The sequence below is a fragment of the Algoriphagus yeomjeoni genome (assembly GCF_003259505.1).
In the GTDB taxonomy this organism is placed as follows: Bacteria; Bacteroidota; Bacteroidia; order Cytophagales; family Cyclobacteriaceae; genus Algoriphagus; species Algoriphagus yeomjeoni.
Genome location: NZ_QLLK01000022.1, coordinates 1 through 26226 on the forward strand (window position 1 = coordinate 1; position 26226 = coordinate 26226).

General features: G+C 39.4%; 30 protein-coding genes. 15 read left to right on the forward strand and 15 right to left on the reverse strand.

The window, feature by feature from the left end:
* Positions 1–368: 368 nt before the first annotated feature.
* From LV83_RS20765 to LV83_RS20780, 4 genes are all read left to right on the forward strand, one after another.
* Entirely contained in the window at positions 369–737 is a 369-nt protein-coding gene (locus LV83_RS20765; RefSeq protein WP_111613517.1) for a hypothetical protein, read from the forward strand.
* Positions 738–858: 121 nt separating this feature from the next.
* Positions 859–2115: a DEAD/DEAH box helicase gene (locus LV83_RS20770; RefSeq protein ID WP_111613518.1), complete on the forward strand. Its 1257-nt coding sequence runs from the start codon at positions 859–861 to the stop codon at positions 2113–2115.
* 206 nt (positions 2116–2321) lie between these two features.
* The gene (locus LV83_RS20775; RefSeq protein ID WP_111613488.1) at positions 2322–2741 is read left to right on the forward strand and encodes a VOC family protein; all 420 of its coding nucleotides are present in this window, start codon (positions 2322–2324) and stop codon (positions 2739–2741) included.
* Positions 2742–2744: 3 nt separating this feature from the next.
* The gene (locus LV83_RS20780; RefSeq protein WP_211320512.1) at positions 2745–3035 is read left to right on the forward strand and encodes a GNAT family N-acetyltransferase; all 291 of its coding nucleotides are present in this window, start codon (positions 2745–2747) and stop codon (positions 3033–3035) included.
* Between the two features lie 6 nt (positions 3036–3041).
* Here LV83_RS20780 and LV83_RS20785 read toward each other — a convergent pair whose 3' ends face one another.
* Positions 3042–3302 (reverse strand): hypothetical protein, encoded by a 261-nt coding sequence (locus LV83_RS20785; protein ID WP_111613489.1) that lies wholly within the window; start codon positions 3300–3302, stop codon positions 3042–3044.
* Positions 3303–3327: 25 nt separating this feature from the next.
* On the opposite strand from LV83_RS20785, the gene LV83_RS20790 reads away from it, so the two are divergent.
* Positions 3328–3735 (forward strand): GNAT family N-acetyltransferase, encoded by a 408-nt coding sequence (locus tag LV83_RS20790; protein ID WP_111613490.1) that lies wholly within the window; start codon positions 3328–3330, stop codon positions 3733–3735.
* Between the two features lie 119 nt (positions 3736–3854).
* Positions 3855–4988: a serine hydrolase domain-containing protein gene (locus LV83_RS20795; RefSeq protein WP_111613491.1), complete on the forward strand. Its 1134-nt coding sequence runs from the start codon at positions 3855–3857 to the stop codon at positions 4986–4988.
* Between the two features lie 7 nt (positions 4989–4995).
* Here LV83_RS20795 and LV83_RS20800 read toward each other — a convergent pair whose 3' ends face one another.
* From LV83_RS20800 to LV83_RS20810, 3 genes are all read right to left on the reverse strand, one after another.
* The gene (locus LV83_RS20800; RefSeq protein ID WP_111613492.1) at positions 4996–5388 is read right to left on the reverse strand and encodes a response regulator; all 393 of its coding nucleotides are present in this window, start codon (positions 5386–5388) and stop codon (positions 4996–4998) included.
* Positions 5389–5562: 174 nt separating this feature from the next.
* Positions 5563–7191 (reverse strand): chaperonin GroEL, encoded by a 1629-nt coding sequence (groL, locus tag LV83_RS20805; RefSeq protein ID WP_111613493.1) that lies wholly within the window; start codon positions 7189–7191, stop codon positions 5563–5565.
* A 38-nt stretch (positions 7192–7229) separates the two neighbouring features.
* Positions 7230–7508, reverse strand: a complete 279-nt coding sequence (locus tag LV83_RS20810; RefSeq protein WP_111613494.1) for a co-chaperone GroES — start codon at positions 7506–7508, stop codon at positions 7230–7232.
* A gap of 214 nt (positions 7509–7722) precedes the next feature.
* On the opposite strand from LV83_RS20810, the gene LV83_RS20815 reads away from it, so the two are divergent.
* On the forward strand, positions 7723–8433 hold the full coding sequence (locus tag LV83_RS20815) for a hypothetical protein (protein ID WP_111613520.1): 711 nt from the start codon (positions 7723–7725) through the stop codon (positions 8431–8433).
* Between the two features lie 62 nt (positions 8434–8495).
* Here LV83_RS20815 and secG read toward each other — a convergent pair whose 3' ends face one another.
* The 8 genes from secG to LV83_RS20855 form a co-directional block, all read right to left on the reverse strand.
* Entirely contained in the window at positions 8496–8861 is a 366-nt protein-coding gene (gene secG, locus LV83_RS20820) for a preprotein translocase subunit SecG (protein ID WP_111613495.1), read from the reverse strand.
* Positions 8862–8873: 12 nt separating this feature from the next.
* Entirely contained in the window at positions 8874–10196 is a 1323-nt protein-coding gene (locus LV83_RS21695; protein WP_245947120.1) for a hypothetical protein, read from the reverse strand.
* A 96-nt stretch (positions 10197–10292) separates the two neighbouring features.
* Positions 10293–10832: an LPS assembly lipoprotein LptE gene (lptE, locus tag LV83_RS20830; protein WP_111613496.1), complete on the reverse strand. Its 540-nt coding sequence runs from the start codon at positions 10830–10832 to the stop codon at positions 10293–10295.
* Entirely contained in the window at positions 10816–12105 is a 1290-nt protein-coding gene (locus LV83_RS20835) for a sigma-54 interaction domain-containing protein (RefSeq protein WP_111613497.1), read from the reverse strand. The genes lptE and LV83_RS20835 overlap by 17 nt, the downstream gene beginning before the upstream one ends.
* Positions 12102–13580, reverse strand: coding sequence for a tRNA (N6-isopentenyl adenosine(37)-C2)-methylthiotransferase MiaB (gene miaB / locus LV83_RS20840; protein ID WP_111613498.1), 1479 nt, complete (start codon positions 13578–13580; stop codon positions 12102–12104). The genes LV83_RS20835 and miaB overlap by 4 nt, the downstream gene beginning before the upstream one ends.
* A 146-nt stretch (positions 13581–13726) precedes the next feature.
* Entirely contained in the window at positions 13727–14842 is a 1116-nt protein-coding gene (gene dinB, locus LV83_RS20845) for a DNA polymerase IV (RefSeq protein ID WP_262510747.1), read from the reverse strand.
* Complete coding sequence (locus LV83_RS20850; protein ID WP_111613499.1) at positions 14820–16070, reverse strand: anthranilate synthase component I family protein; 1251 nt, start codon at positions 16068–16070, stop codon at positions 14820–14822. Before LV83_RS20850 ends, dinB begins: the two co-directional genes overlap by 23 nt.
* A gap of 60 nt (positions 16071–16130) precedes the next feature.
* Positions 16131–16853, reverse strand: a complete 723-nt coding sequence (locus LV83_RS20855; RefSeq protein WP_111613500.1) for a YceI family protein — start codon at positions 16851–16853, stop codon at positions 16131–16133.
* A gap of 132 nt (positions 16854–16985) precedes the next feature.
* Here LV83_RS20855 and LV83_RS20860 point away from each other — a divergent pair, with 132 nt between their 5' ends.
* From LV83_RS20860 to LV83_RS20890, 7 genes are all read left to right on the forward strand, one after another.
* A complete protein-coding gene (locus tag LV83_RS20860) occupies positions 16986–17498 on the forward strand; it encodes a gamma carbonic anhydrase family protein (protein ID WP_111613501.1) in 513 nt (170 codons plus the stop codon).
* Positions 17499–17587: 89 nt separating this feature from the next.
* Entirely contained in the window at positions 17588–18103 is a 516-nt protein-coding gene (locus tag LV83_RS20865; RefSeq protein ID WP_111613502.1) for a hypothetical protein, read from the forward strand.
* A 206-nt stretch (positions 18104–18309) separates the two neighbouring features.
* The gene (locus LV83_RS20870; RefSeq protein WP_111613503.1) at positions 18310–19023 is read left to right on the forward strand and encodes an esterase family protein; all 714 of its coding nucleotides are present in this window, start codon (positions 18310–18312) and stop codon (positions 19021–19023) included.
* 224 nt (positions 19024–19247) lie between these two features.
* On the forward strand, positions 19248–20204 hold the full coding sequence (locus LV83_RS20875) for an ATP-grasp domain-containing protein (protein ID WP_111613504.1): 957 nt from the start codon (positions 19248–19250) through the stop codon (positions 20202–20204).
* A gap of 24 nt (positions 20205–20228) precedes the next feature.
* On the forward strand, positions 20229–21347 hold the full coding sequence (locus tag LV83_RS20880) for a carboxylate-amine ligase (RefSeq protein ID WP_211320513.1): 1119 nt from the start codon (positions 20229–20231) through the stop codon (positions 21345–21347).
* 44 nt (positions 21348–21391) lie between these two features.
* On the forward strand, positions 21392–22222 hold the full coding sequence (locus tag LV83_RS20885) for a type 1 glutamine amidotransferase (protein ID WP_317046709.1): 831 nt from the start codon (positions 21392–21394) through the stop codon (positions 22220–22222).
* 6 nt (positions 22223–22228) lie between these two features.
* Positions 22229–23419 (forward strand): hypothetical protein, encoded by a 1191-nt coding sequence (locus tag LV83_RS20890; protein ID WP_111613505.1) that lies wholly within the window; start codon positions 22229–22231, stop codon positions 23417–23419.
* A 62-nt stretch (positions 23420–23481) separates the two neighbouring features.
* On the opposite strand, the gene pyrE is transcribed toward LV83_RS20890, so the two are convergent.
* Complete coding sequence (gene pyrE / locus LV83_RS20895; protein WP_111613506.1) at positions 23482–24126, reverse strand: orotate phosphoribosyltransferase; 645 nt, start codon at positions 24124–24126, stop codon at positions 23482–23484.
* Positions 24127–24224: 98 nt separating this feature from the next.
* On the opposite strand from pyrE, the gene LV83_RS20900 reads away from it, so the two are divergent.
* Positions 24225–24911, forward strand: coding sequence for an NUDIX hydrolase (locus LV83_RS20900; protein ID WP_111613507.1), 687 nt, complete (start codon positions 24225–24227; stop codon positions 24909–24911).
* On the opposite strand, the gene coaD is transcribed toward LV83_RS20900, so the two are convergent.
* Together coaD and LV83_RS20910 are read right to left on the reverse strand one after the other, a co-directional pair.
* The gene (gene coaD, locus LV83_RS20905) at positions 24899–25354 is read right to left on the reverse strand and encodes a pantetheine-phosphate adenylyltransferase (RefSeq protein WP_111613508.1); all 456 of its coding nucleotides are present in this window, start codon (positions 25352–25354) and stop codon (positions 24899–24901) included. The genes LV83_RS20900 and coaD overlap by 13 nt on opposite strands.
* 43 nt (positions 25355–25397) lie before the next feature.
* Positions 25398–26216, reverse strand: a complete 819-nt coding sequence (locus tag LV83_RS20910; protein WP_158530637.1) for a DUF3822 family protein — start codon at positions 26214–26216, stop codon at positions 25398–25400.
* Positions 26217–26226 lie beyond the last annotated feature (10 nt).

The window sequence follows — 26226 nt, forward strand, 5'->3', positions numbered from 1 at the left end:
TCCTTTTTTTTTCATGATTAATAAGAGTTAATGAATGATCTAAAAAGTTACCTCTTTCTGGCTGCTCTTGAAACTACCGTAGGTTTAGTGCAACAATGTATATGAAAAATAGGCGAAACAGTAATAAATTCAAGGCTTTTGGCTCGGATCAAACTTTGTGCTTAACTGAAAATTTTGTGCTTCGTAAACGCCTACTTTTCATATACTAACCGATAGCTATCGGATGATGCCAGTCACCTTAGATTCTTTGTTCAACGGGTCGGAAGAGGGCCTAAATGCATAAGTTTAACATAGCCTACATTGCTTATGCGATCATACTGGTAGAAAAACGGATATGCATATTTAAATTTCTTCAAACTTTTTATCCAATGGCCATCGAGAAAAAATACTGTTTGAACTGCAATGCGGTGATTCAAGGTAGGATTGACAAGAAGTTCTGTGATGATAATTGCAGAAATGCTTACAACAATCAGCAAAATGCGCTTACCACCAATTACATCCGCCGGGTAAATCACAGTCTAAAGAAAAACAGGAATATTTTGGAAGGAATCATTCCTGCCGGAGAGGAAATGGGTAAAACAACCCGTGCGCGACTGCTAAGTGATGGATTTCAATTCAGGTATTTCACGCATCTCTACGAAACCAAGAAAGGGAACGTCTACCATTATTGTTATGATTTTGGCTATTTGGAACTGGAAGGAGATTGGTTTTTGGTGGTGAAAGGAAAGGAAGTTTAGCTTCAGTTGATGATTTCAAGAAAGAGCTCAGAGGAATTGGGTACTTTTGTGTGTGTCAGAAAAACAAACAAACACCACCGCCCAGTATCTCAAAAGCCTGTCGATTGATAGCCTCAACGAAATGCAGACTGAGTTTATCTCCAGAGCAGCCAAAAATCCACATCTCGTACTTTTATCTCCCACAGGATCGGGCAAAACTGTAGCTTTTTTGCTTCCACTTCTCAATTCACTTAAGGAAAATGTAAGAGAAGTGCAGGCACTGATCATCGCTCCTTCCCGGGAATTAGCAATTCAGATCGAGCAGGTTTTCAAAGGGATGAGAACTCCATTTCGGGTGAGTACGGTTTATGGTGGACATTCCTCCAAATTAGAATCTAATAGCCTAGGCGAAGCACCGGATGTGATTATTGGTACTCCCGGAAGATTGGCTGACCATATAGAAAGAGGTTCTTTCGATCCGAAAACTATCCAAACAGTAGTTTTGGATGAATTTGATAAATCACTGCAAATGGGCTTTCACGAGCAATTGAGAGTGATATTTGGAGCGTTGAATGGTCAGCAAAGACATTTGCTTACTTCAGCGACTGTGTTGAAAAGACTTCCAGACTTTCTGCCCTTTGTCGATCACCGTACAGTTAATTTTCTCAAAGATGTAACGGAGTCAAAGTTGGAATTAAAGATCGTTCATAGCTCAAGCAAGGAAAAAGGAGAAACGCTGATGCGCTTGGTAGCAGGGTTTCAGGATGAGTCCTGTATAGTTTTCTGTAACCATAGGGATGCGGTGGATCGCTTAAGTGTATTGTTGAATGACTACGATTATTTCCATTCGGTGCTGCATGGTGGATTGGAGCAAATCGATCGGGAGAAAAACCTGATTAGATTCCGAAGTAAAGTCACGAATCTGTTGATCGCGACTGATTTGGCTTCTAGAGGGTTGGATATTCCAGAGATCAAGCATGTAGTTCATTACCAATTGCCTCCAAAGGAAGATGCTTTTATCCATAGAAATGGTCGGACTGCTAGAATGCATGCGGAGGGCTTGTCTTACTTGATTTTGGCAAATGACGAAGCAAGACCAGATTACATTGAAGAATTTATTGAAGAATACAAAGTAGGAGAAAAGCTTGTTCCGCCAGTTCCACAAGCGTGGACTTGTCTCTATGTAAGTGCTGGAAAAAAGGACAAAGTTAGCAAGGGAGATATAGTAGGAATGCTCACTAAAAAAGGGGGGCTGAGCAGTTCTGAGATCGGATTGATTACGATTATGGACTTTGCTTCTTATGTGGCTGTCAAAAGTAATTTGGTAGAAAAACTGATGCCGAAGCTGAAGAATGAGCGAGTGAAAAAGGTGAAGGTGAAGATTGAAGAAGCGAATTAGATTTCAGTTTGCAGTCCCAGTGATCAGTAGTCAGTCGTTTAACATAGTAAATTCATATAAATACTTGGAGTCAACAGCTGAAGTTAAGTTGATGAAACTCCCTCTATACAAAGAGGGCAGGGGGATTTGATTATTTTGACTCAAACATATAATTTTTGAAAAGCGATTTTCCTTATCTTAATACCTCACAAAAACGATGTATTCGGATGAAAAAACGAGTAACAGGAATAGGCGGAATATTTTTCAAGGTTAAAGATCCGGCAAAAACCAAAGATTGGTACCAAACTCACCTTGGCCTCAATACCGATGCGTATGGAACCACATTTAAGTGGAGACAATTTGAGAATTCGAATAAAAAAGGCTTTACGCAATGGTCACCAATGAAGGATGATACGCAGTATTTCAAGCCTTCGGAAATGGAGTTTATGGTCAATTATCGAGTGGAAAATTTGGTAGACTTGGTTCAAGAGCTAAAAGCTGAGGGAGTGACTATTTTGGATGAAATCGATGATACAGAATACGGGAAGTTTGTGCATATTCTCGATCCTGATGGACATAGCATAGAGCTGTGGGAACCAATAGATGAGGTGTATGATGAAATGACTTCAGGCAACACAACAAGTTAAACTATGAGTGAAATAAAAATTGAACATGAAAATGATGGAAGAAGAGGTTCTTTTTTCATTCAAGAAGGAGCGAAACGCTTTGCAGAAATGGTCTACGTCATGGCTGGTCCAAAAAAGATGATCATCGAACACACCGAAGTTGATGACAGTCTCCAAGGTCAAGGAATAGGGCTAAAACTTTTGAAGGAATTGGTGGATTATGTGCGGAAAGAAGAGATCAAAGTCATTCCACTATGTCCATTTGCAAAGGCGATGTTCAAGAAAAAGGAAGAATTAAAGGATGTGCTTAACTGAAGCGCATTAGAAAAATGCTGTCCAAAATATCCACAATAGCGTAAGAATCACCATAATCGCGAAAAAGTAGCCACTTTTGGAACCAGATGAATACCGGTTCATTCTGAATTTGATGCTGTCATCTATGCTTGTCAAATCAGCTTTATCCATGTTTTGCTCGCGGGATATCCCATCGGCTCTTTCAGCTTTGGGGCGGATCCTCGCAAGATTTCTATTGTCTTTTGAAGATTTATTTGCTGAAGAAATAAAGCCTGCTCCTCTTGACATTGTTAACTAATTATATCTCAAAATAATGGTTTCTTTTGAAATAGAAAAGAACTTGTCTCTTGTGGAATTTATATATGTTCTGGATGAATCTGGCTTGGGCCTCAGAAGACCTATGCATGATCAGAATCATTTAGAACGCATGCTGGTCAATTCTAATTTGGTGATTGTGGCAAGAGAGGATGGGCAAGTGGTAGGAGTTCTTCGTGCATTAACTGATTTTTCATACAGAACCTTTATTGCAGATTTGGCAGTTATTTCGACTCGGCAAAAGGAAGGGATAGGGAAAGGTATGCTGAAGTTTGCAAGGAGCATAGCGCCAGACGCCAGATTGATTTTATTTTCAGCAGAAAACTCTGTTCCTTTTTATCGGAAACTTGGTTTTTACCTTCACGAGCGTTGCTATCAATTGAAGCCAGAGGAAAAGATTAATTAGGTTTAATTTCTTTTAAATCACTTACTTTTGAACAGAATAGTTTGCTTTATTACTCACTGAAACTCTATGAGGATTAAACCTACCCTCTAGTCTTTTATCTAATCTGTAATGATATCTAAATGAAGCTTTTTAAGAACCTGATTAAGAAAGTAGTGATAAAGAATTTTAGAGAAATAACTATCCTTGGCTATTTGATATTTTTGATTGCTTCCTGCGCCGAAGCTCAAAAACCCTCGTCAAATACATCTAATCTTTATTTTCCTCCCAACGAATCTTCGATTTGGGATAAACAACCTGTATCAGAATTAGGCTGGGATGGAGTTAAACTTGCGGAGTTTTTAGCTTGGTTACCAACACAGGATACTAGGGCTTTTATCATTCTAAAAGATGGGAAAATTGTGATTGAGGAATATTGGGGCGATAAACTTACTGGTGTTGGGAGAATGGATCAAAACTCCTATTGGTATTGGGCATCAGCCGGAAAAACACTTACTGCTACTTTAGTAGGGATTGCAGAAAGTAAAAGATTACTAAAGACGAGTGACCGAACCCAGAAATATCTTGGTGAGGGGTGGACATCACTAACCAACAGTCAGGAGCGTGATATTCGACTGATTCACCAGCTTACGATGACGACAGGTTTAGATGATGGTGTTGCCAATCAGGATAACACTAGTCCTTCCTCGCTGCTTTTTTTGGCAAAAGCCGGAGAAAGATGGGCCTATCATAATGCTCCATATACTTTATTAGAACAGGTAGTTGAAAATGCATCAGGTCAAAGCTTTCAAAATTTCTTCAATGAGAATTTAGGAGACAAGATAGGTATGAAGGGATTTTGGCAAAAAACCGGTGAGAACAATGTGTTCTACAGCGATGCTAGAACTTTTGCAAGATTTGGACTTTTATTACTCGCCAACGGTAATTGGAATGGAAATGAGATTTGGTCTGGGGACTTTTTCAGTGAACTTTCACAATCCTCTCAAACCCTCAATCGAAGCTATGGTTATCTAACTTGGCTAAACGGCAAGAGCTCCTATATGATACCGCGATCGCAGACGATTTTTCCAGGCATGTTAGTTCCCACTGCACCTGCTGATATGTATCAGGCTATGGGTAAAAATGGCCAGTTTTTAATGGTGGTTCCTTCAGAAGGTTTGGTTATTGTTAGAATGGGGGGCTCTGGAGACAATGCCCTAGTTCCTTTTCTATTGATCAGAGATATCTGGGATAGGCTAAAGCCAGCCATTGACTAATTAGTAGTTATTCTTGTTCGTATTTTTCCATCTGAGTTTTGATTTTCTCAAGGGTCAAAGGTTTTTCTAAAAAACCAGAAACTATTTCGTAGCCTTGGGCCTTAAACCGGTCTTGATAATCAATAGAGCTAGATAGGATAACTATTTTATCGCACCTATTGGCGAATGCTTCTTGGTATTTGTTAAGGAATTCCCATCCATTCAAAACGGGCATATTTATATCTAAAAAAATAAGCAGTGATTCGCTAGAGTCGATGTCATTGAGTTTGTTAAGGGCTTCCTCTCCTTCTACAAATTCTATAATGTTCTCAGCGATACCAACTTTTCCGAGTAACCTTTTATTGATGAGGTTATTTATTGGGTCGTCATCCACTAGAAAAATGGTGTCAAATTGGATCATTTATAGAGTTAAGGAAGAAAAAGGGATTTTTGACTAAGCCAAAATACGATTAAAACTCATCCAAGAAAAAGGTTTAAGTGCCTTTTTTAATTTAATTCTATTTATCAACTGCTACTCAGGCAATAAAAAAGGAGGTTCTCAGGAACCTCCTTTTAAAGTATGGTGGAGCGTTGATTACATCATGCCGCCCATTCCTCCGCCGCCCATTGGAGGCATTGCAGGAGATTCTTCTTTCATATCTGCTACTACACACTCAGTAGTCAATAGAAGTGCTGCAATAGATGCTGCATTCTCAAGAGCTAGACGAGTAACTTTAGTAGGATCGATTACACCAGCTTTGAATAAGTCTTCGTAGACGTCAGTTCTAGCGTTGTAACCATAGTTACCTTTGTTTTCTCTGATCTTATTGATCACTACAGAAGGCTCACCACCAGCATTGGAAACGATAGTTCTCAATGGAGATTCGATTGCCTGTCTGATGATGTTGATACCTGTATCTTCATCTTCGTTAAGACCTTTCAAGTTGTTCAGTGCTTCAGCAGCTCTTACAAGAGCTACACCACCACCTACTACAACGCCTTCTTGTACGGCAGCTCTAGTTGCATGAAGTGCATCATCTACACGGTCTTTCTTCTCTTTCATTTCTACTTCAGTAGCAGCTCCTATATAAAGGATAGCTACGCCACCAGAAAGTTTAGCAAGTCTTTCCTGCAATTTCTCTCTGTCGTAGTCAGAAGTAGTTTTGTCAATCTGTGCTTTGATTTCAGCGATTCTGCCTTTGATAGCAGCTGCATCACCTGCACCATTCACAAGAGTAGTATTATCCTTGTCAATGTTGATTTTTTCCGCTCTACCAAGCATGTCGATAGTTGCGTTCTCTAGTTTGAAACCTCTTTCTTCAGAGATAACTGTTCCGCCAGTAAGGATAGCGATGTCTTCCAACATTGCTTTTCTTCTGTCACCGAAACCTGGAGCTTTAACAGCAGCCACTTTCAAAGCACCTCTGATTTTGTTCACTACAAGAGTAGCAAGAGCTTCTCCATCTACATCTTCAGAGATGATTACTAGACCTTTTCCTGACTGAGCAACTGGCTCAAGTACTGGAAGCAATTCTTTCATCGAAGAGATCTTCTTGTCGTAGATCAAGATGTAAGGCTGCTCCAACTCAACTTCCATTTTCTCCGTGTTAGTCACAAAGTATGGAGAAAGGTAACCTCTGTCAAACTGCATACCTTCTACAGTTTTCACTTCAGTTTCAGTACCTTTTGCTTCCTCTACAGTGATCACACCGTCTTTACCTACTTTGTCCATTGCGTTAGAAATCATTGTTCCGATTTCCTCGTCATTGTTAGCAGATACAGTAGCTACTTGAGCGATTTCTTTTGAAGTAGAGATTTGCTTGGAATCAGCTTGAAGTTGCTTAACTACAGCAGAAACTGCTTTGTCAATACCTCTTTTAAGATCCATTGGGTTAGCTCCGGCAGCTACGTTTTTGATACCTACACCGAAGATAGATTGAGCTAGTACAGTTGCAGTAGTAGTACCGTCACCTGCATTGTCAGCAGTTTTGGATGCTACTTCTTTTACCAGTTGAGCACCCATGTTTTCGATTGGCTCAGCCAATTCGATTTCTTTAGCTACAGACACACCATCTTTGGTGATAGTAGGTGCACCGAATTTTTTGTCAATAATTACATTACGACCTTTTGGTCCCAATGTCACTTTTACTGCGTCTGCAAGTGCATCAACGCCTTTCTTCAGTTGATCTCTTGCACTTGTGTTGAAAAATAATTGCTTAGACATATTGTTACTATTTTGAGTTAACGATTAAGGATGATTTATTAAAGTATTGCAAAGATGTCAGACTCTCTCATGATAAGATAGTCGCTGCCTTCCACGCTTAGCTCAGTACCGGAATACTTACCGTACAATACGGTGTCGCCAACTTTAACAGTTAAAGGCTCATCTTTTTTGCCATTTCCTACTGCTACTACAGTACCTTTTTGTGGTTTTTCCTTAGCGGTATCTGGGATGTAAAGTCCAGAAGCTGTTTTCTCTTCAGCTGCAGCAGGTTGTACCAAAACTCTGTCTGCAAGAGGTTTGATGTTTACTTTTGACATAATATAAATTCGTTTAAGGTTAGATTAAAATGTACTTGCCTATTAGCACTTCCTGTGCCAAGCAAGGATTCTTGCTAAAGGCTGACAAATCGGCTGTAAATGCGCTTGAAATTATGGCAAGTGCCTGTTTTTTATGGCAGGTGTGACTGCCATTTTTGCTCTTATCGTTTCAAAATTGTCAGAAATTCGTAATTTATATCCAAACCTATTTCCTATGACATCACTACCTAAAAACTGGATTACAGAAGGCCTGATAGATTTTGAGTATAAAAAGTACCAATTGCTGGCCTATTTGCAGGAAACCAACAAGCATTTTAATGCCATGAAGCTTTATCCGGTTCTTGCAGAATTGATTGACCATTACCGTGATTTGAATGAATTGAAATCAGGTAAGAAAGAACTCACTAGCCTTTTTCCAAAGACTTTAGATTCTATTGACTTTCAAAATGGAAAGTTGAATTATCAATCAATGGTCAACGAGGACGGAATCATGAAGGAACTATCGATGATCACTGAATTTGCTTTACCCAAGATCACTTCTAAGATAGAGGAAGGGAAAACTATCTATGATTTTGTAGAAGGCCAACTAGAGTTTGAGCCAGTAGGTATCGTTCCAATCTATAATCAAGAGGGATATATTTTAATGTCTCGAGACAAAAAACAGGATATTCATGCCTTTCGGTATAAATCTAGTTTACTGCATTTTGCTGGTGAAAAATTCCGAAGTATCAGTATGTGGCTGGTAGGTGTATTCCAAAGAAGTTTGGTAAATACACTGGAAAAAATAAAAATGGAATTGGTGAGGGAAATTAAGGAGTTGCCAAATCCTGCTACTTGGAGAATTCATAGCCAAAGAGAATTTCCTATCGAAGAGACGTTGGTTCCTATCAGCAAGAGACTATTACTGAAGTCTGTTACAGGATAGGCAATAAACAAGAAAAGTCTGCTCTTGGAGGAGCAGACTTTGATTTCTATAACCGTTATTTCTTAGTTTCCTGAAGTAGTATCAGGTTCAGTAGTTGTCTCTTCAGTTGCTGCTGGAAGAAGGCTTTCGTCTTGTCCAAAAGAAGGAGCTACTACTTGCTGCTTCGCGTTCTCAATGTTAGGAGAAGAAAATTGGTTGGACTGTGATCCTGTGTAGAATGCAGAAGATGCCAAAGACAATACAAGGATAGATACAGCCAAGACCCAGGTTGCTTTTTCAAGTACATTTCCGGTACGGGTTACACCCATGATTTGCGAGGCACTGCCACCAAATGCTGCACCTACTCCGCCTTTAGAATTTTGCCCTAGGATCACCAAAATTAGCAATACGGCCAAAATCAGAATAATTGTAATTAATAAAGTAAACATATAATATGGGTGTTAATCTTTCAGTTTTTCAATCAAGTCCGCAAAGTAAGCCCTTTTATCCGGAAACTTCAATACCAACTTCTCATAAATTTCCTTGGCCAATTGCTTCTTACCCTGATTGGCAAGAATCTTTGCATAAGATTCTGAAATCATATTGTCATTTATCTGAGTGCTAGCTGCAGCTAAGTTCTCTGTATTCTGATTCGCTTCTATCTCCTTTATAGTGGCGAGTTTGATAGATTTTTTGCTGAAAGCTTTGATCAGGTCAATTTGCTCCTTCTTTTTCTCATCAAGAATTTCCTTTTTATCCTTCTTCTTGATCATTTCGATCAAATCATCCTTAGGAGGTTTTCTTCTTCTTGGCTTTGGTTTTGGTGGCTCAGGCTTAGCCTCTACCACAGCTATTTCTCCTTTTTCCGGTTCTTTTTCTTCTTGTTTGAGTGTAGGTATAGAAGGAGCAATTTTTGGAGTATTTGGCTTTTCTTCGGTCTTTTCTACCAACGTTTTTAGCCAAGTTCTATTTGGACTAGTGATCGCTGCATACCCTACAGATAGAGATTTCTCTATCCCACTTTTTTGAAATTCATAACGGGCGGTAAGGACATGTGGAATCTGAAAGTATGGAAAATTATCCTGCACCTTTTGCAACTGAAGAATATCGCCGCGATCTAAGGAATCTGATTTTTGGATTATTTCTAAAAATTGGGCTGCATTCACTTGAATAGTTCTTTTGGATTGAATATTGGGAAAATAAGCACTTGAGTCAGGCGATGTGAAGATATCTTGAATGATTGTAAAAATCTCATCTAACAACTTTTTTTCCATATCGAGAAAAGTAGTCGTAGTTGGATCATAATCCTTGAAAAACGTGAAGGCACTTACTAGCGTTTCTTCCTCGTTTGCCGCGTTGGTATATTCTACATCAATGACAATTGTTAACCGCATTGTTGCTGCACTAAGATTAAACTTAATCGCCGCACCGCCAAATGCTAAGTTTTGATTATTCTCTCTAGCCTCGATCTCCTTGATCGATTCTAATTTAATTTCTTTTTTACTTATGCCTTTTATTAGGTCTAATGACTTTCTGCCGCTTTCTGTTTTTGAGTTTAGATCCTCTACTTGATCTCTTTCACCCAAATCATCTTTTACTGGAGAGACTATTTCCTCTTTCTTCTCGATTAGGTTTTTAAGCCAAATTCTATCAGGGCTGGTGATCGCTGCATATCCTCGAGAAAGCGAATGTTCAGCACCATTAATCTTAAATTCATAGCGGGCAGTAAGTATATGTGGAATTTGAAAGTAAGGGAAGTTTTCCTTTACCTTTTCTAATTTCACCACCTCACTACTTTGTAACGAATCTTTTTTATGGATTATTTCTAAAAATTGGGCTGCGTTCAACTGGATATCTCTTATAGTTTGAATATAAGCAAATTACCAGTTTGCAACTGTCGCAGTAAAGATATCCTGAATGATGTTTGTGAATATTTCATCTACCAACTCATTTTCTACATCCAAAAAGGTAGTCGTCCGTGGATCGTAATCTTGGAAAAAGGTGAATCCTCTTTTTAGATTTTCCTCCTCATTTGTTGTATTAATATACTCCACCTCCACTACGATAGTCAACCGCATGGTACCCGCGCGGTCAGGACGATTAGGGTCATTACTTGATACTGCGGCCTGTGGAGTAGTAGTGTAGCGGGAAATTGCTCCCATAAACTGCAAGTTTCCATTTGATCTTACGAGTTCAAGCTGGGTGTTTCGCTGATAATATTCTTTAAGAGCTTCGGTGAAACGCTGCTCAATATTCGCAGGTCCTCCTCCGGAATCGTTGAAGAAATTTTCAACAGTAAAAGTCTTTACTAGGTCATAATCTATATTCGTACCCGTAAAGCTATAGCTAACAGAGCAACTCTGGAATAGCAAAAGGGCTAATCCGCAGATTAGGACATTGAGTTTATTGATCGATTTCATACTGCTTGATCTTTCTGTAAAGCGTGCGCTCGGAGATTCCCAGATCGCTTGCTGCGTATTTTCTCTTATTATTATGCTTGCGCAAAGCTCTTAGAATCATTTCTTTCTCCTTCTTCTCCAATGATAGAGAATTATCATCTTCTTCATGAATGATGTCTTCGATTGCGTCATCTTCATAATCTTCATTATTTGAAGAGTTGGATTTTTGTGAATCGATCACTAATGGAACGTAGCTAGGATTGGATTCGGTACTTTCAGGAGTGCCAAATCCGCTATCCATATCCTCGAAAAGACTTTGATGCTTTTGAATGATAGCTTGGTTTAATCCTCCGTTTTTGTAAGAATCCAGCACTAATTTTTTCAACTCATTCATGTCCTTTTTCATGTCAAAGAGTACCTTATACAACAAGTCTCTTTCAGAAAAATCTGAAGAATCATTGTTTTTTGACATGTTAGGAAGCGTCATTGGTAGACGAGAATTGTCAGACGGAAGATATCTTGCCAAGGTTTCGGCATCGACATCTCGTTCGCTTTCCAAAAGAGATATTTGCTCAGCAATATTTTTCAATTGACGGATATTTCCCGGAAAGGAATAACGCATCAACGCAGCTTGGGCTTCATGATCCAATGAAATCGGGCGAACGTGGTATTTCTCGGAAAAATCCGAAGTGAATTTTCTGAAAAGCAAGACCACATCTTCTCCACGCTCCCTTAATGGTGGGACAAAAATCGGAACCGTATTCAGCCTGTAGTAAAGATCCTCTCTGAATTTACCTTTTTCAACTGCATTGAGAAGTTTCACATTAGTGGCAGTGATTACTCGCACATTGGTTTTAAGAACCTTGGAAGAACCCACTTTTATGAATTCTCCATTTTCCAGCACGCGCAGCAATCTTGCTTGAGTTCCCAAAGGCATTTCACCAATCTCATCAAGGAATATAGAACCGCCATCAGTCACTTCAAAATAACCTTTTCTGGCTTCGTGCGCACCTGTAAAAGAGCCTTTTTCATGACCAAAAAGTTCTGAATCAATTGTCCCTTCTGGAATAGCGCCACAATTGATTGCTATAAATTTGCCATGCTTACGAAGGCTTAGTGAGTGAATAATCTTCGAAAAACTTTCCTTACCACTGCCACTTTCACCGTTGATCAATACCGTCATGTCAGTAGGTGCTGCTTGCATGGCTACTTGGATGGCGTGATTTAAAAGTGGGCTATTACCAATGATCCCGAAGCGTTGTTTGACGCTTTGTACTTCCGGATTTGTAATCATTTTAGTTTAGGGTTTATTTCAATTACCTCACCAAAAAGCGTTGCTGGTGTGCAATCGGTAATTTTCACGGTTAAGTAATCACCCTTAGAATAATTTCCAGCCGGTACGATTACTACCTTATTTGCTGAGTTCCTTCCTTTGAATTCATCAGCTGATTTTTTAGAGGCGCCTTCCACAAGGATGACTTGCTCCTTGCCCAAATCCAACTTATTTCGCTCAAAAGAAGATGCACTTTGTTTTTTGATGACTTCAGATAAACGCCTCTTTTTTACTTCCATTGGAATATCATCGACATATTTCTTTGCCGCCAATGTGCCTGGTCTTTCCGAATAAAAGAACATGTAAGAAAAGTCGAATTTCACAATATCCATCAGGGAAAGTGTGTCTTGATGTTCTTCCTCGGTCTCAGTGCAAAACCCAGTGATCATATCGGATGAAATACCGCATTCTTCTCCCAAGATCTCTCTGATTTTGGAAACTCGCTCCAAATACCATTCACGGCTGTAGGTTCTGTTCATCATTTCCAACACGCGTGAATTACCACTTTGAGCTGGTAAATGGATGTATTTGCAGATGTTGTCGTACCTCTTCATCGTGTACAAGACTTCATCTGTAATGTCTTTTGGGTGCGAAGTCGAGAAGCGTATTCTTAGAGATGGATTTACCAATGCTACCATTTCCAGCAAATTGGCGAAATTGACTACTGTGCTTACTTCTTCCTGTTTTTTGTTCAGTCTAGCCTTATTGTTTTCCTCAGGAGACCACTTATAGCTATCTACATTTTGGCCGAGCAAGGTCACTTCTTTGTATCCTTTGGAGAAAAGATCTTGAGCCTCAGCTACAATAGATTGCGGATCACGACTTCTTTCTCTACCACGAGTGAATGGAACCACGCAGAACGAGCACATATTATCACAGCCACGCATGATAGAAATGAATGCTGTAATGCCGTTTGAATTCAGCCGAACAGGGGAGATGTCAGCGTAGGTTTCCTCACGGGAAAGAAAGGTGTTTACGCCTTTTCGTCCATCTTCTGCATCTGAAATAAGATTTGGAAGGTCGCGGTAGGCATCTGGACCTACGACGATATCTACGATTTTTTCCTCTTCAAGTAGCTTTTCTTTAAGGCGTTCTGCCATGCAGCCCAGCACTCCTATGGTCAAGGAAGGCTTCGCTCGTTTCGCCCGTTGGAAATCAGTAAGTCTCTTTCTTACAGTCTGCTCAGCTTTTTCACGGATGGAGCAAGTATTCAGGAAAATAGCATCTGCCTGGTAAAAATCAGAAGTGGTGTCAAATCCCCCTTCTTTCATGATAGAAGCTACCACTTCAGAATCAGCGAAATTCATCGCACAACCGTAGCTTTCTATGTATAGTTTCTTCGTTTTTCCGGTATTCTCATCTACAGTGGTCTTGAAGTCGCACGCTTGTGCTTCTTCCCCTGAGATGATATCAATGTCTGCAATCAAATTGGTCATGTACTTCTTCTTTCCTTCTTTCGGTTGGCAAAATTACGAAAATGCGGACAAAATGGCAGAAAGTCTGATTCTTTTATTTTGTTAAATCATGGATTGATAGTAGCTAGCCTATTTAGCTTGTATGAAGGTCTAAACTGAATCTAAGCTTATCCTGCGAAGGGAATCTTCAGCTGCTCCCCAAAATGCTGGTGTTCTTCTATGATGTTTAGGTTTGATATCCCCAATCCTAATAAGCGAATAGAATTTTGAAAAGGCTCTTGGTTTAAAAGTTCCTGTGCGATTTCCCAGATCAGCTGTTCATCAGGATACTGCTCCTGGGTTTTACTGCGGGTTTGCTGGGTGAAATCAGAGTATTTTATTTTCAGAGTGACAGTTCTTCCTTTAATTCCAGATTTTTTGATTCGCTTGATTAATTCCTCGTAGATTTTTTTTAATTCTGAAGATAGTTCATCTAACTCTGAAAGATCTTTTTCAAAAGTATTTTCGGCGCTGAGTGACTTACGGATTCTATGCGGTTGCACTTCAGAAAGATGAATCCCTCTGACAATATTGAAGTAATGTATGCCTGATTTTCCAAATTTTTTGGTGAGGTACTGCAGCGAAAATTGTTTAAGGTCTTTTCCGTTGTGTATTCCCAAACTCCCCATTTTCTCAGCAGTGACTTTCCCAATCCCAAAGAATTTTTTGATAGGTAATTTTTCTAAAAAGTCCTCAGCTTCTTCAGGGAGAATGACTGCCTGACCATTAGGTTTGTTCAGGTCAGAGGCGATTTTTGCAAGAAACTTATTGTAAGAAACTCCAGCTGAAGCATTCAATCCTGTGCGCTCTTTGATCTTTTGCCTGATTTGTTTGGCTATCAAAATGGCCGATTTTAAGCCCTTCTTATTTTCTGTCACATCCATGAATGCTTCATCTAAAGAAAGAGGCTCAACTAGATCAGTATATTCATAGAAAACCTCTCTGATCTGATTGGAAATCTCTCGGTATCGATCAAATCTCGCCGGTGCAAAGATAAGCTGTGGGCATTTTCGGGCGGCTAAAACCGAGGGCATAGCGGAATAGACTCCATATTTCCGGGCTTCATAACTTGCCGCAGCGATTACACCTCTAGCTGCATTTCCCCCGACTACCAATGGTTTGCCTTTCCACTCTGGATGATCCAACTGTTCTACAGAAGCATAGAATGCATCCATATCCACATGGATTATCTTCCTGATCGGGTTCGGAGATATGTCCTTTTCATTTTCCACTGAGTACTTCAAGTATTGCCTTTGCTTTTAGAATGCACTCATCATATTCCTGGGCTGCATCTGCGTCGAAAGTGATGGCACTTCCAACTCCAAAGTAGAGTTTTTTCAATTCGATATCTGCGATTATACTTCGAATGATCACAGAAAAATCAAAATCCCCGTTTTCTTCGATCACGCCAAAAGTCCCAGAAAACCATCCTCTTTTAAAACTTTCTAGCTCTTCGATTATTTCCATTGTCCTGATTTTGGGTGCGCCAGTCATACTTCCCATTGGAAACGATGCTTGGATGATATCTGAAAAAGTCACATCATCCTTTAATTCAGAAGTAATGGTACTGATCATCTGAAAAACTTTCGGGAAAGGATATATGCCAAAAAGTTCTGTTACATTCACAGAACCTGTTTTGGAGACCATGGAAAGATCATTTCTCATCAAGTCAGTGATCATCAAGTTCTCGGCTTGTTCCTTCTCGCTATTCGCTAGCGTTTCCTTATTATGCAAGTCCTCAGCTGCGGATTCACCTCTTTTGATGGTCCCTTTGATGGGTTGAGCTATGATTTTATTTCCTGTCCTTTTCAGATATCGCTCTGGTGAAGCTGACACTAGCCAATTGGATTTTGCTTTGAAAAGAGCCGAAAAAGGCATAGAAGAAAGCTCGTTCAACTTGAAGTAGGCGGCTATCGGGTCCCAAGTATCAAAACCTCCTGAGTATGCTTGGCAAAAGTTGCTCTCATAGGTATTCCCTTCAATAATATGGTCCTGGATAGTCTTGACAGTGAAGAGATATTGCTCCCTGGTGATTTGAGGAAATACCGAACAGCTGGTAGTAGACTGAGTTGGCAGGGGTATTTCTTCTATTGCCTTCCAGAATTCCTCAGTCAATTCAACAGCTGAAAATATTTTTTCACCTAATAACTCTAATGAAAAGGAGGGCGTAAAAAAGCAAACCTCGGGAAGATCGAAAAAAGCTGGATTTTTACTTTCTAGCTTTTCTAATCTGTTTTTGAAGTCATACCCAATGATCCCAACTTTTTTGATATGGGTAGTTTCACTCCAGATTTCGACTTCAGCTAACTGCCTATTTCCAGCATAAAATTTGGTTGTAAAGGGACTTTCTGGATACTCATGGTTATTTCCATTAGTATATGCAAAAAAGTTAAAATGAAAATCAGCCCATCTGCAAAGCTTTTCAATCCACAATGGATTTGGAATAGGGTAAACGTAGGAGTTGTGTTTCATTGATAGCACAAAAAAAGAGGAATCCGGTTAGAATTCCTCTTTCAAATGAGTTTGTTGTAATTAATTGGCTTTCACATCCAAAATTACTCCAACAGTATTGTAGATAAACTTGTCTTTTGCTTTATCTGCTACGCTAGATTCGTCTTGGTAAGAAAGTCCCCATTCAGTTCTGTCGATATTGAAGCCAGCTTTTGCTGTTACTGTACCGTCATTTAAGTTTACTGTTGCAGGAAACTTGATGTTTTTAGTTGTTCCTCTCATTGTAAGGTTACCACTGATCCAGTGAGTAGGTGTTTCTGTATTCAATTCTGTTGCAGCAACTGGTGTGTTTTCAGTTTCATACTGCTCTTCTTCAGCGACTACGTCACCAGCTGAGAATGGCTCAACAGATGTGATTTCGAAAGTTGCTGTTGGATGGTTTGCAGCATCAAAGAAGTCATCAGATTGTAAATGACCAGTCAGCTTTCCGTGCATTTCAGAACCTTCTTCCAAATCATGTACTTCTAAAGCAGTAATGTCGAATGTAATTTTTCCTCCAGTAATGCTTCCTCCGTCGACTGCTACAGTACCATCCATTACTGGAATGATTCCTGTATGTTGTCCAGTTGGCTTGTACCCTTTCCAAGAAATGGCAGTAGCTGAATTGTCAATTGATAAGGTCTGGCCTTCAGTAGCTGCAACTTCTTTTGCGTCAGTGGTTTCTACAGTTTCTCCAGATTGACCGCATGCAAATGTCAGCAATGCAGCTGCTAGAATAAGGCCTGTTTGTTTGATAGTTTTCATTGGTGTAAGTTTTTTCTAAATTATGTGTATATACATGCAAACTCAAAATTTGCTAAAAAGTTCATTACACAAAAGAAAAAGTGAAACTTTGTATCAGATTTATTGAAATACGATATTCTTAAGTAGGTAAATATGGCATTGCAATTAGAAGTAAATGGGAAAACTCCTTCTTTCGGAGACGGGTGTTGGTTAGCTCCAAACGCTACTGTAGTAGGAGATGTACAGATGGGAGCTAATTGTACAGTCTGGTTTAACGCAGTGATTAGGGGCGATGTTCATGAAATCCGAATAGGGAATGACACTAATATTCAAGATGGTGCTGTAATTCATTGTACCTATAAAAAGGCAGGGACTTACATTGGTAACCAAGTCTCTATAGCTCACAATGCAGTGGTTCATGGCTGTACGATTCATGACCGAGTTTTGATAGGGATGGGGGCGATCGTGATGGATGGAGCAGTTGTTAATTCTGGAGCAGTAATCGCTGCCGGTGCTGTAGTATTAGCTAACACCATTGTGGAAGCAAATTCAATTTATGCAGGAATGCCTGCAAAAAAGGTGAAAGAAACTGGTCCTGAAATGGAGGATGTTATCTCAAGGACAGCAAAAAACTATCCCATGTACGCAAGTTGGTATAAAACCTAGAATGAGAATTCACCGAGGGAAATTGACTAAATGATTATTTATATTACCTCAGAATCTTTTACTATGTATTTAAAATGTAATTTTTTTCTATGAAAGTCATTTTTAAAACGCTGGAAAAGTCCTCCATTTTGGCTTTTCTTTTTGCCTTATTTGTCTGTTTTAATTTTTTGTTAAACCTGTACATGCCTCCAAAATTGGCATTGGACTTACGGTTTGCCTACTCTGCCAGTGAAGCATTTAGTGTTTTGCAGACCATGGGAGAAAGCATGAGGAAACAATACCTTTTGATAATTTGGGCATTGGATATGCCGTACATGATTTTTTATTTATTACTTCTCATTGGGCTTATCTGTAAAATCTGGAAGAAAAAATGTCTTATTATTTTACCTATAATCACAGTATTATTGGATCTTTTTGAGAACCTTACGGTCTCTGTTCTAATTCTGAGATTTCCTTCCGAAAGCTTCACTCTCGGATATATGGCCTCATTTTTTAGCACCACCAAATGGATCTTTGTAGGTGCCTGTCTTCTCTATATAATTGTTGGGTTGATCCGGAATCTTCTGTATAAGCGCAGAACCGATCTCGATTTGAAGGGCGAGTAATTAATCTTTTTTCAATAAGCTGACACTACTTTCTTTTCTTTTTAGGATATTATGACTAGTATTTGAAAGTGAGAGAAAACCTCTGATTTTTCAGTGTTTGTTGAAATTTTATTTGTGTAATCGAACATGTTGAAAACGGTACGCAGATGTATGATGATACATCTTGAGAGATTCCAAGTGGCCAATTGAGATCTAATTTTAAGCACATGAAAGAAGAATATTTAAAGTGGTTTTCTCCCCATTTACAGCGGGATGTAGAAATGTTGGTTTTTGGTCATGCTGGGTACCCAGTTGTAGTTTTTCCCACTTCAAAAGGCTCTTTTCATGAGAATCGTGATATGGGTTTAATTAAGTCTGCCCATTGGTATCTGGAACAAGGTCTTATCCAAATTTATTGTCCCATAAGTAATGATGCGGATAGTTTTTACAACAAAGGCATTCATCCTCATCAGCGAATTCAGAATCATGTAGCTTATGACAAAATGATTTGCCATGAGATCGTAGAGCGAATCCGATTAAACACGCCTGTGGCTAAGGTGGTGATGGCTGGATGTAGTTTTGGTGGATATCATGCCGCCAATTTTGCCTTTAGGCATCCGGGCTATGTCAGTCATATGTTTAGTATGTCGGGAGCATTTGATATTCGAAGCTTTATGGATGGATACCAGCATGATGATATCTTTTACAATAATCCATTAGAATATCTACCAGGACTTCATGATCAGGAATTATGGAAAATGGATATTGTATTGGGGACCTCAAATTGGGATATCTGCTATGATGCGAATATCAAACTACATGATACTCTCAGGGCAAAAAACGTAAATCATTGGTTTGACGTGCGTCAAAACCGCCAGCATGATTGGGATGTTTGGAAAGAGATGTTCCCGCATTACCTCAGTAGAATAAAGTTTAACTAGATCAGCTTATAAAAATATTTTGTATTAAATCGAGCATGACGAAGAACCTCACACACTGGGATGATTATACCCTTGCGAGATTCCTCCCGATAGCTATCGGGATGGCCATTGAATAACTAATTATAAACACATGAAATCGAGCATGACCCAAAGCGACACACAGAGGTATGATTATGCTGCTTGCGAAGATTCCATGTGGCCATTAAAAATCAAATTATAAACACATGAAAAAAATAGGAATACTTTTCGGAATGGAGGACACTTTTCCTCAGGCTTTTATTGATAGAGTAAATCAGAAAGCTGAAAAAGGAATAATCGCTGAAGCAGTTCAGATTGATAAGGTGATTCAAAACCAGTTAACAGAATATACTGTGATTATAGATAGGATATCGCAGGATGTCCCTTTCTACAGAGCATATCTGAAAAATGCTGCCTTGACTGGCACCGCAGTGATCAATAACCCTTTTTGGTGGAGTGCAGATGATAAGTTTTTCAATAATGCGCTAGCAGATCAATTGGGCGTACCGCTTCCTAAAACTGTGATTTTACCCTCCTCCAAGCATCCGGATGACACTTCTTCCAAGTCATTTAGAAATCTTGTTGCTCCTTTAGATTGGGAAGGGATATTTGAATACGTAGGGTTTCCTGCTTACATGAAGCCTTATGCCGGTGGAGGTTGGAAAAATGTCTATCGCCTGGAGGACAAGGAGGAGTTTTTCAGAACGCACCCTGAGACTGGACAACTTGTAATGATGCTTCAGGAGGAAATTGTCTTTGAAGAGTATTTTAGAGTGTATTGTCTTGGTGGAAAAGCTGTAAAAATCATGCCTTACGAACCGCGTAATCCACATCATTTACGCTATGTGGTTGATGGTCCTCCAGCTTCAAAGAAATTATTGGCAACAGTTAAAGATTATACTTTGAGGCTTTGCAAAGGTCTCGGCTATGATTTCAATACGGTAGAATTTGCTGTGAAAGATGGGATTCCTTATGCTATTGATTTTGGAAACCCAGCTCCTGATGCAGATATAAATTCTGTAGGAGCAGAGAATTTCGAATGGGTAGTGGAAGAGGCAGCTAAAATGGCAATCAGCTATGCAAAGGCTCAGAAGCCAGGTAAAATGAACCTAACCTGGGGGACATTTATGAAGGATTCTATAAGTAGTGCCAAGAGGTTCTAATAATTTTCAGCTTAACGAATTACCATGGCTTTATCACTGAAAAAACTACCCAAATTCACATTAGGAGTAGAAGAAGAATATCAGATTATAGATCCTGAAACCAGAGATCTTCGCTCCCACATGTCAAAAATAGTGGAAGGAGGGAAGATTACTTTGAAAGAGCAGGTAAAAGCCGAAATGCACCAATCGGTGGTAGAAGTAGGTACTAATGTCTGTGAAAATGTAGCCCAAGCTAGAGCTGAGGTTTCTTCTCTTCGAAATAAAATCTCTGAATTAGCTGCAAAGCAAGATTTAGTGGTTGGGGCTGCCAGTACTCACCCATTTGCCAGATGGCAAGATCAGGAAATAACTGACGATCCAAGATATCATGTGATTGTAGATGAATTAAAGGATATCGCTAGGTCAAATCTGATTTTTGGACTTCATGTCCATGTGGGAATTGATAATCGGGAAATAGCGATTCAACTCATGAATCAGGCTTGCTATTTTCTGCCTCATATTTATGCGCTGACTACAAACTCACCTTTTTGGGAAGGGAGAAATACAGGTTTTAAGGCATTTAGAGCTAAAGTTTTTGCCAAGTTTCCTAGAACTGGATTACCGGAATATTTTGATTCTGTGCAATCTTATGATAATTACCTAGAGACTTTGGTCAAAACAAATTGCATAGACAATCCTAAAAAAATATGGTGGGATCTAAGAATTCACCCATTTTTCAGCACGATTGAATTCCGCATTTGCGACATGTGCCTGACGGTAGATGAGACCACATGTATCGTGGCTTTAATCCAGGCTGTGGTCGCTAAACTCTACAAGCTTTTATTGAGCAACACGAGCTTTAATATCTATAGAATAGCGCTGATTCGTGAAAACAAATTTCGGGCGGCACGCAATGGAATTGAAGGTAAGCTCATTGATTTTGGAAGGAAAATAGAAGTCCCTACATCAGAATTGATCATGGAGCTTTTGGATTTTATAGATGATGTGGTCGATGAATTGGACAGTAGGTCAGAAATCGAATATGTCCATCAAATCCTGAAAAATGGTACTGGAGCAGATCAGCAATTAGCAGTTTTTGATCAAACTCAAGATTTGAAAAAAGTAGTAGATATGATCACGTCAAAGTTTAACGAAGGGATTTAAGCGCTTTTATTACCTTTGCGGGCGCAATATAAAAATTAGGCAACGTGGGAAAGAAAAAATTGAACTTGGCGATCTTGGATATGTACGATAGCGAGCCAAATCAGGGGATGCGTTGTATCAAGGATATACTAGCTCGATTTGAGAGCCAGTTAACCTACAAGGTATTTGATGTGAGAGGCAAAGCCGAAATACCTGATATCCGTGATTATGATCTATTCATTTCAACCGGTGGACCTGGAAATCCAATGGATGGAGATGGAAATTGGGATTTGAAATACTTTGATTTCTTAGATCAAATATGGATCTGGAATCAAAATTATAACCATAAAAAATATATACTCTTCATTTGTCACTCCTTCCAAATGGCCTGTAGGCACTTTGGATTAGGTACGCTCACCAAGAGGAAATCGACCTCTTTCGGGGTGATGTCAGTTCATAAGACAGCTGAAGGACAAAAGGACTCCTTATTACAAAACCTATCTAATCCGTTCTGGGCTATAGATTCTAGAGATTATCAGGTGGTGCAACCAGATTTGAAGAAATTCAAAGTGCTAGGAGCCAAGATCATAGCGCTTGAAAAGATCCGCGACCATGTAGAGTACGAGAGGGCGATCATGGCAATTCGGTTTTCCCCAGAAATGGTTGGGACTCAATTCCATCCAGAAGCAGACCCAGTGAGTTTTTTGGCTCATTTGAAAAAAGCAGAGGTTAAAGAGAAAATCATTGCGGTAAAAGGCAAAATCAAGTTTAGAAGAATGCTGGAGCATTTGGTAGATGAGGATAAAATCTACAAGACTAATGAAACGCTGATTCCTAATTTTCTTGAGCAATCTATCCAACAAGTAAAGGCTTCCAAAACACTTACTTTAATTTAAAATGCTATGATTGAATCCCGCAGAGCTCAATTTAATAGGGAATTTTCTGTAGAGAAATATCAGGATTTCCTTGCAGACATAGCCACGGACTTCGATTATGCACCCACTTTTAGAGTAGCTGAAACTCCTTTCTTTATCCCGAATGAGGTTAAAAATCAGCTGGAAGAAGCTTGTCAGGAAGTTTGCGATTTCATTGGGAAACCTGACTTCAAAGCTATTACGCAGCGGGCAATTGATCTTAATACCGAGGTTCCGAATGAAGATGCACATACGCAGTTTATGGCTATTGATTTTGGGATTTGTGAAGAAAACGGTCAGATAGTACCCAAACTGATTGAGGTGCAGGGCTTTCCATCCATCTTTAATTTCCAATTTAATCTCTACCAAAAGTTTCAAAAGCAATATCCATTTTTAGCTGAATTGACCCCTTACTGGTCAGGTATAAACGCTGAAAGTTATTTGGAGAAGCTCAAGGAGGTCTTATTCAATGGACATGATAGCTCAGAAGTGGTTTTGCTCGAGATAGAGCCGGAAAAGCAGAATACGAAGATCGACTTTTACTATTGTCACCGGGATCTGGGGATTCCCATCGTCTGCGTGACGGATGTGATAAAGGAAGGAAAGCAGCTTTTTTATAGAAATGAAGCTGGTGAAAAAACGAGAATCAAAAGGATTTATAACCGGGTGATTTTTGATGAGCTTGATCTCAGACAGGATTTGAAATTGCAGTTTAGTTTTCAGGACAAGTTAGATGTAGAATGGGCAGGACATCCGAACTGGTACTCGAGGATTTCTAAGTTCATCTTACCTTACCTGCACGGGCAATACTTTATAGAAACCAAGTTGCTTAGTGAGTTGGATGAGATTCCAGAGGACCTGGAAAATTACGTATTGAAGCCTTTGTTTTCATTTTCTGGTTCCGGCGTGATATTCAATGTGAAAAGAGAGGATATAGCTCAAGTGAAAGATAAGGACCTGTATATCCTACAGAAAAAAGTAGCTTATGCTCCAGTGATTCAATCTCCTGACGGAAATGTAAAAGTAGAGGTGAGAATTTTGGTTTTATGGCCAGAAAAGGATGAAAAACCGACATTGGTTGGGAACTTATCCAGACTTAGCCGTGGAGAGATGATCGGTGTGAAATTCAATAAAGACAAAGATTGGGTGGGTGGATCAATCGGCCTTTTTGAGAAATAAGGAATAGTACGGGCAACAAAAAATGGCAGCGAGAAATCACTGCCATTTTTTGTTTCTGTAGTTTACTGTTTCCAGACTGCTGGGTCTTTTCTCCATTCCGAAAGAGATTCCAGCGTATCATCTGTAATATATTTTCTACGAACAGCCATCGGAAGCATCGCTTCATAATGACTAAGACAGACAAGTTTCACACCCGCATTGTCAAAATTTTCCTTTGCTACATCAAATCCGTAGCTGAAAATGGCAACCATCCCCAGCACCTCAAATCCTGCGTCTAATAAATCTTGTGTTGCTTTGAGAGAACTTCCCCCTGTAGAAACAAGGTCTTCCACCACGACTACCTTTTGACCTGGAATGATCTTTCCTTCGATCATATTTTCCATTCCATGACCTTTTGCCTTAGATCGCACATAGATGAAGGGTAAGTCCAGATCATTTGCAAGCAAAGCTCCTTGAGGGATCCCTGCGGTAGCAACTCCGGCAATTGCTTCTACGGTAGGGAAATAGTGCTGAATGCTCCTTGTCAACTGCTTTTTGATCATCGTACGGACCTTTGGAAAAGAAAGCGAGAGCCTATTGTCACAATAAATTGGTGATTTCCAGCCTGATGCCCAAGTAAAAGGTTTGTCAGGCTGAAGTCTAATTGCCTGTATTTCCAATAATTTATCAGCTACTTCAGCAGCTACATTCGCGTCTAAAATTTCCATGAAACAAAAATAAGAGATTAACTTAGGCTAAGGTTGTAGCAAGTCAAAAAAATATGCACTTTTGATTAATCCCAACTCTGCCAAACCCCTGATTCACCATGAGAATCTTCGTGAATGACAAACCTTTTGATCTGATAAGCTACGAAGAACTGAATCCTTCAAAGTCTTATGAGACAGTTTATTCTGAGATGGAGGAGCTTTCTGCCCATTTGCCTTGGAAAGACGATGTACTTTTTCATGAGCCTTCTCATGACTTAATTATCAGATTGCTTTACCTTCTTCGCACCAGAAAGTTAAAAGATCTTGATTCAATTACTCTGGTGACTAAGGATAAAGCAGCTTTGAAAAAGTTTGTGAAAAGTCGCTTTTCAATCATCAAAGCAGCGGGAGGAGTGGTTTCCAAAAAAGATAAAATACTCCTAATTTTCCGCCTTGGAAAGTGGGATTTTCCCAAGGGGAAATTTGAAAAAGGCGAAACACCAAAGCAATGTGCAGTTCGTGAAGTGGAGGAGGAGTGCGCCGTGAAAGTAAAGGCAGGTAAAAAAATCTGTAATACTTGGCATACTTATACCCAAGACCGAAAAAGTATATTGAAGAAGACGTATTGGTTTGAGATGGATTGCCTCAGTGATGCTGATATGACTCCGCAAAAAGAAGAAGGAATAGATGATATCAGATGGTTTTTTGAGGCTGATGCAAAAATAGCCTTAATCAATTCCTATCCCTCGATGCGGTATCTATTTAAGCAGTTTATTAAGAGCCACCTGAAACCTCAGACGTTGTAGGGCAGGAATTCGGTGACGTCACCTCCAAAGCGATGAACTTCACGAATTATAGTCGAACTAATCGCAGCATATCGGGGAGATGTAATCAGAAACACAGTTTCTAGCTCTGCATTTAGATAACGATTCATTTGACTGATCGTATTTTCGTATTCAAAGTCGGTCGTATTTCTCAAGCCTCTGATTAGAAACTTCGCATCATGCTTTTTAGCTAAAGTAGAGGTTAGTTCGTTATAGACGATCACCTTTACTCCCGGAATGTTTTCGTAGACACTTTCCACCTTTTTCACCATATCATCAATCTCAAAATACCTGGATTTTTTGGTGGAATTATAGCCAATTCCAATTATTACTTCGTCAAACAAGTTCAGGCTTCTCATCACAATGTCGTGATGACCAAGTGTATATGGATCAAAGGAACCAGGGAAAATGGCTATTTTTTTCATTGGGTATAGTTAATTATTCACTGGTCTTTTGAGCGTTTTTCATTTAGTCAAATTGCCAATTAGTTTCAAAAAGATTGACGGACTTCAAATGCTTGAACCCATGGGTATAATTTTGATTTGCATGGGGATTAAGTAGCCTGAAATGATGGAAGTAGGCTTTTCCCCATTCTTCTGTAATCTCACTTTCTGAAGTCGCTCCAAATAGACTAATGCGTACGTGATTACGATCAAATTTAAGTTGCTCAATGAAAATCAGAGTATACTTCAAAATGTCATCTTTAGAATCTATTGAAAACATATTGAAAGCTGCGAGCTCTTGATTGGAGAATGCAGCAGCATAAATTTGATTTCCAAATATGCTAATCAAGATCTCCTGTCCGATCAGATTGAACCTCTCTTTGAATAGATATGACAAGAAGGATACAGAACCATGATGAAAAGTCAATTCTGAAAAACGTGCTTGGAGGGATTTTTTCAATTTCCCGGCTATTCCAGATAATATCTGAAGATTATTGCTGTCTAGAGGGGTGCTGAAATAACTAGTATTAGGGTGCTGTTCGCTTGCAAACGATAAATAGGTAGCCTCTTCGCCAGGCTGAAATAAAACGCCAGGTACAAGACTAAAATCAGGCTGATGGAGATAGATCGTAGCAGGAATGTCATTTTTCAACAAGTGATCAGATATGACCAACTGTTCCAATGAATTCCAGTCGAAATTTAAATATTCGTGTATACAAATATTTGTTTGGTTCTTATCCTTCGCGAAGATGAATAGAGAATCCGGATACAAAAAAAGTGATAGGTTTGATGCATCTTCCACATCGAACCTATCACTTTTAAATACTTTAAGATTACTTTCCAAAATAGGAGGT

What these genes read in the sequence shown, in the direction of transcription:
- LV83_RS20765 (WP_111613517.1), top strand. Translation starts at nt 369, where the DNA reads ATGGCCATCGAGAAAAAATACTGTTTGAACTGCAATGCGGTGATTCAA.
- LV83_RS20770 (WP_111613518.1), top strand. Translation starts at nt 859, where the DNA reads ATGCAGACTGAGTTTATCTCCAGAGCAGCCAAAAATCCACATCTCGTA.
- LV83_RS20775 (WP_111613488.1), top strand. Translation starts at nt 2,322, where the DNA reads ATGAAAAAACGAGTAACAGGAATAGGCGGAATATTTTTCAAGGTTAAA.
- LV83_RS20780 (WP_211320512.1), top strand. Translation starts at nt 2,745, where the DNA reads ATGAGTGAAATAAAAATTGAACATGAAAATGATGGAAGAAGAGGTTCT.
- LV83_RS20785 (WP_111613489.1), bottom strand. Translation starts at nt 3,302, where the DNA reads ATGTCAAGAGGAGCAGGCTTTATTTCTTCAGCAAATAAATCTTCAAAA.
- LV83_RS20790 (WP_111613490.1), top strand. Translation starts at nt 3,328, where the DNA reads ATGGTTTCTTTTGAAATAGAAAAGAACTTGTCTCTTGTGGAATTTATA.
- LV83_RS20795 (WP_111613491.1), top strand. Translation starts at nt 3,855, where the DNA reads ATGAAGCTTTTTAAGAACCTGATTAAGAAAGTAGTGATAAAGAATTTT.
- LV83_RS20800 (WP_111613492.1), bottom strand. Translation starts at nt 5,388, where the DNA reads ATGATCCAATTTGACACCATTTTTCTAGTGGATGACGACCCAATAAAT.
- groL (WP_111613493.1), bottom strand. Translation starts at nt 7,191, where the DNA reads ATGTCTAAGCAATTATTTTTCAACACAAGTGCAAGAGATCAACTGAAG.
- LV83_RS20810 (WP_111613494.1), bottom strand. Translation starts at nt 7,508, where the DNA reads ATGTCAAAAGTAAACATCAAACCTCTTGCAGACAGAGTTTTGGTACAA.
- LV83_RS20815 (WP_111613520.1), top strand. Translation starts at nt 7,723, where the DNA reads ATGACATCACTACCTAAAAACTGGATTACAGAAGGCCTGATAGATTTT.
- secG (WP_111613495.1), bottom strand. Translation starts at nt 8,861, where the DNA reads ATGTTTACTTTATTAATTACAATTATTCTGATTTTGGCCGTATTGCTA.
- lptE (WP_111613496.1), bottom strand. Translation starts at nt 10,832, where the DNA reads ATGAAATCGATCAATAAACTCAATGTCCTAATCTGCGGATTAGCCCTT.
- LV83_RS20835 (WP_111613497.1), bottom strand. Translation starts at nt 12,105, where the DNA reads ATGATTACAAATCCGGAAGTACAAAGCGTCAAACAACGCTTCGGGATC.
- miaB (WP_111613498.1), bottom strand. Translation starts at nt 13,580, where the DNA reads ATGACCAATTTGATTGCAGACATTGATATCATCTCAGGGGAAGAAGCA.
- LV83_RS20850 (WP_111613499.1), bottom strand. Translation starts at nt 16,070, where the DNA reads ATGAAACACAACTCCTACGTTTACCCTATTCCAAATCCATTGTGGATT.
- LV83_RS20855 (WP_111613500.1), bottom strand. Translation starts at nt 16,853, where the DNA reads ATGAAAACTATCAAACAAACAGGCCTTATTCTAGCAGCTGCATTGCTG.
- LV83_RS20860 (WP_111613501.1), top strand. Translation starts at nt 16,986, where the DNA reads ATGGCATTGCAATTAGAAGTAAATGGGAAAACTCCTTCTTTCGGAGAC.
- LV83_RS20865 (WP_111613502.1), top strand. Translation starts at nt 17,588, where the DNA reads ATGAAAGTCATTTTTAAAACGCTGGAAAAGTCCTCCATTTTGGCTTTT.
- LV83_RS20870 (WP_111613503.1), top strand. Translation starts at nt 18,310, where the DNA reads ATGAAAGAAGAATATTTAAAGTGGTTTTCTCCCCATTTACAGCGGGAT.
- LV83_RS20875 (WP_111613504.1), top strand. Translation starts at nt 19,248, where the DNA reads ATGAAAAAAATAGGAATACTTTTCGGAATGGAGGACACTTTTCCTCAG.
- LV83_RS20880 (WP_211320513.1), top strand. Translation starts at nt 20,229, where the DNA reads ATGGCTTTATCACTGAAAAAACTACCCAAATTCACATTAGGAGTAGAA.
- LV83_RS20890 (WP_111613505.1), top strand. Translation starts at nt 22,229, where the DNA reads ATGATTGAATCCCGCAGAGCTCAATTTAATAGGGAATTTTCTGTAGAG.
- pyrE (WP_111613506.1), bottom strand. Translation starts at nt 24,126, where the DNA reads ATGGAAATTTTAGACGCGAATGTAGCTGCTGAAGTAGCTGATAAATTA.
- LV83_RS20900 (WP_111613507.1), top strand. Translation starts at nt 24,225, where the DNA reads ATGAGAATCTTCGTGAATGACAAACCTTTTGATCTGATAAGCTACGAA.
- coaD (WP_111613508.1), bottom strand. Translation starts at nt 25,354, where the DNA reads ATGAAAAAAATAGCCATTTTCCCTGGTTCCTTTGATCCATATACACTT.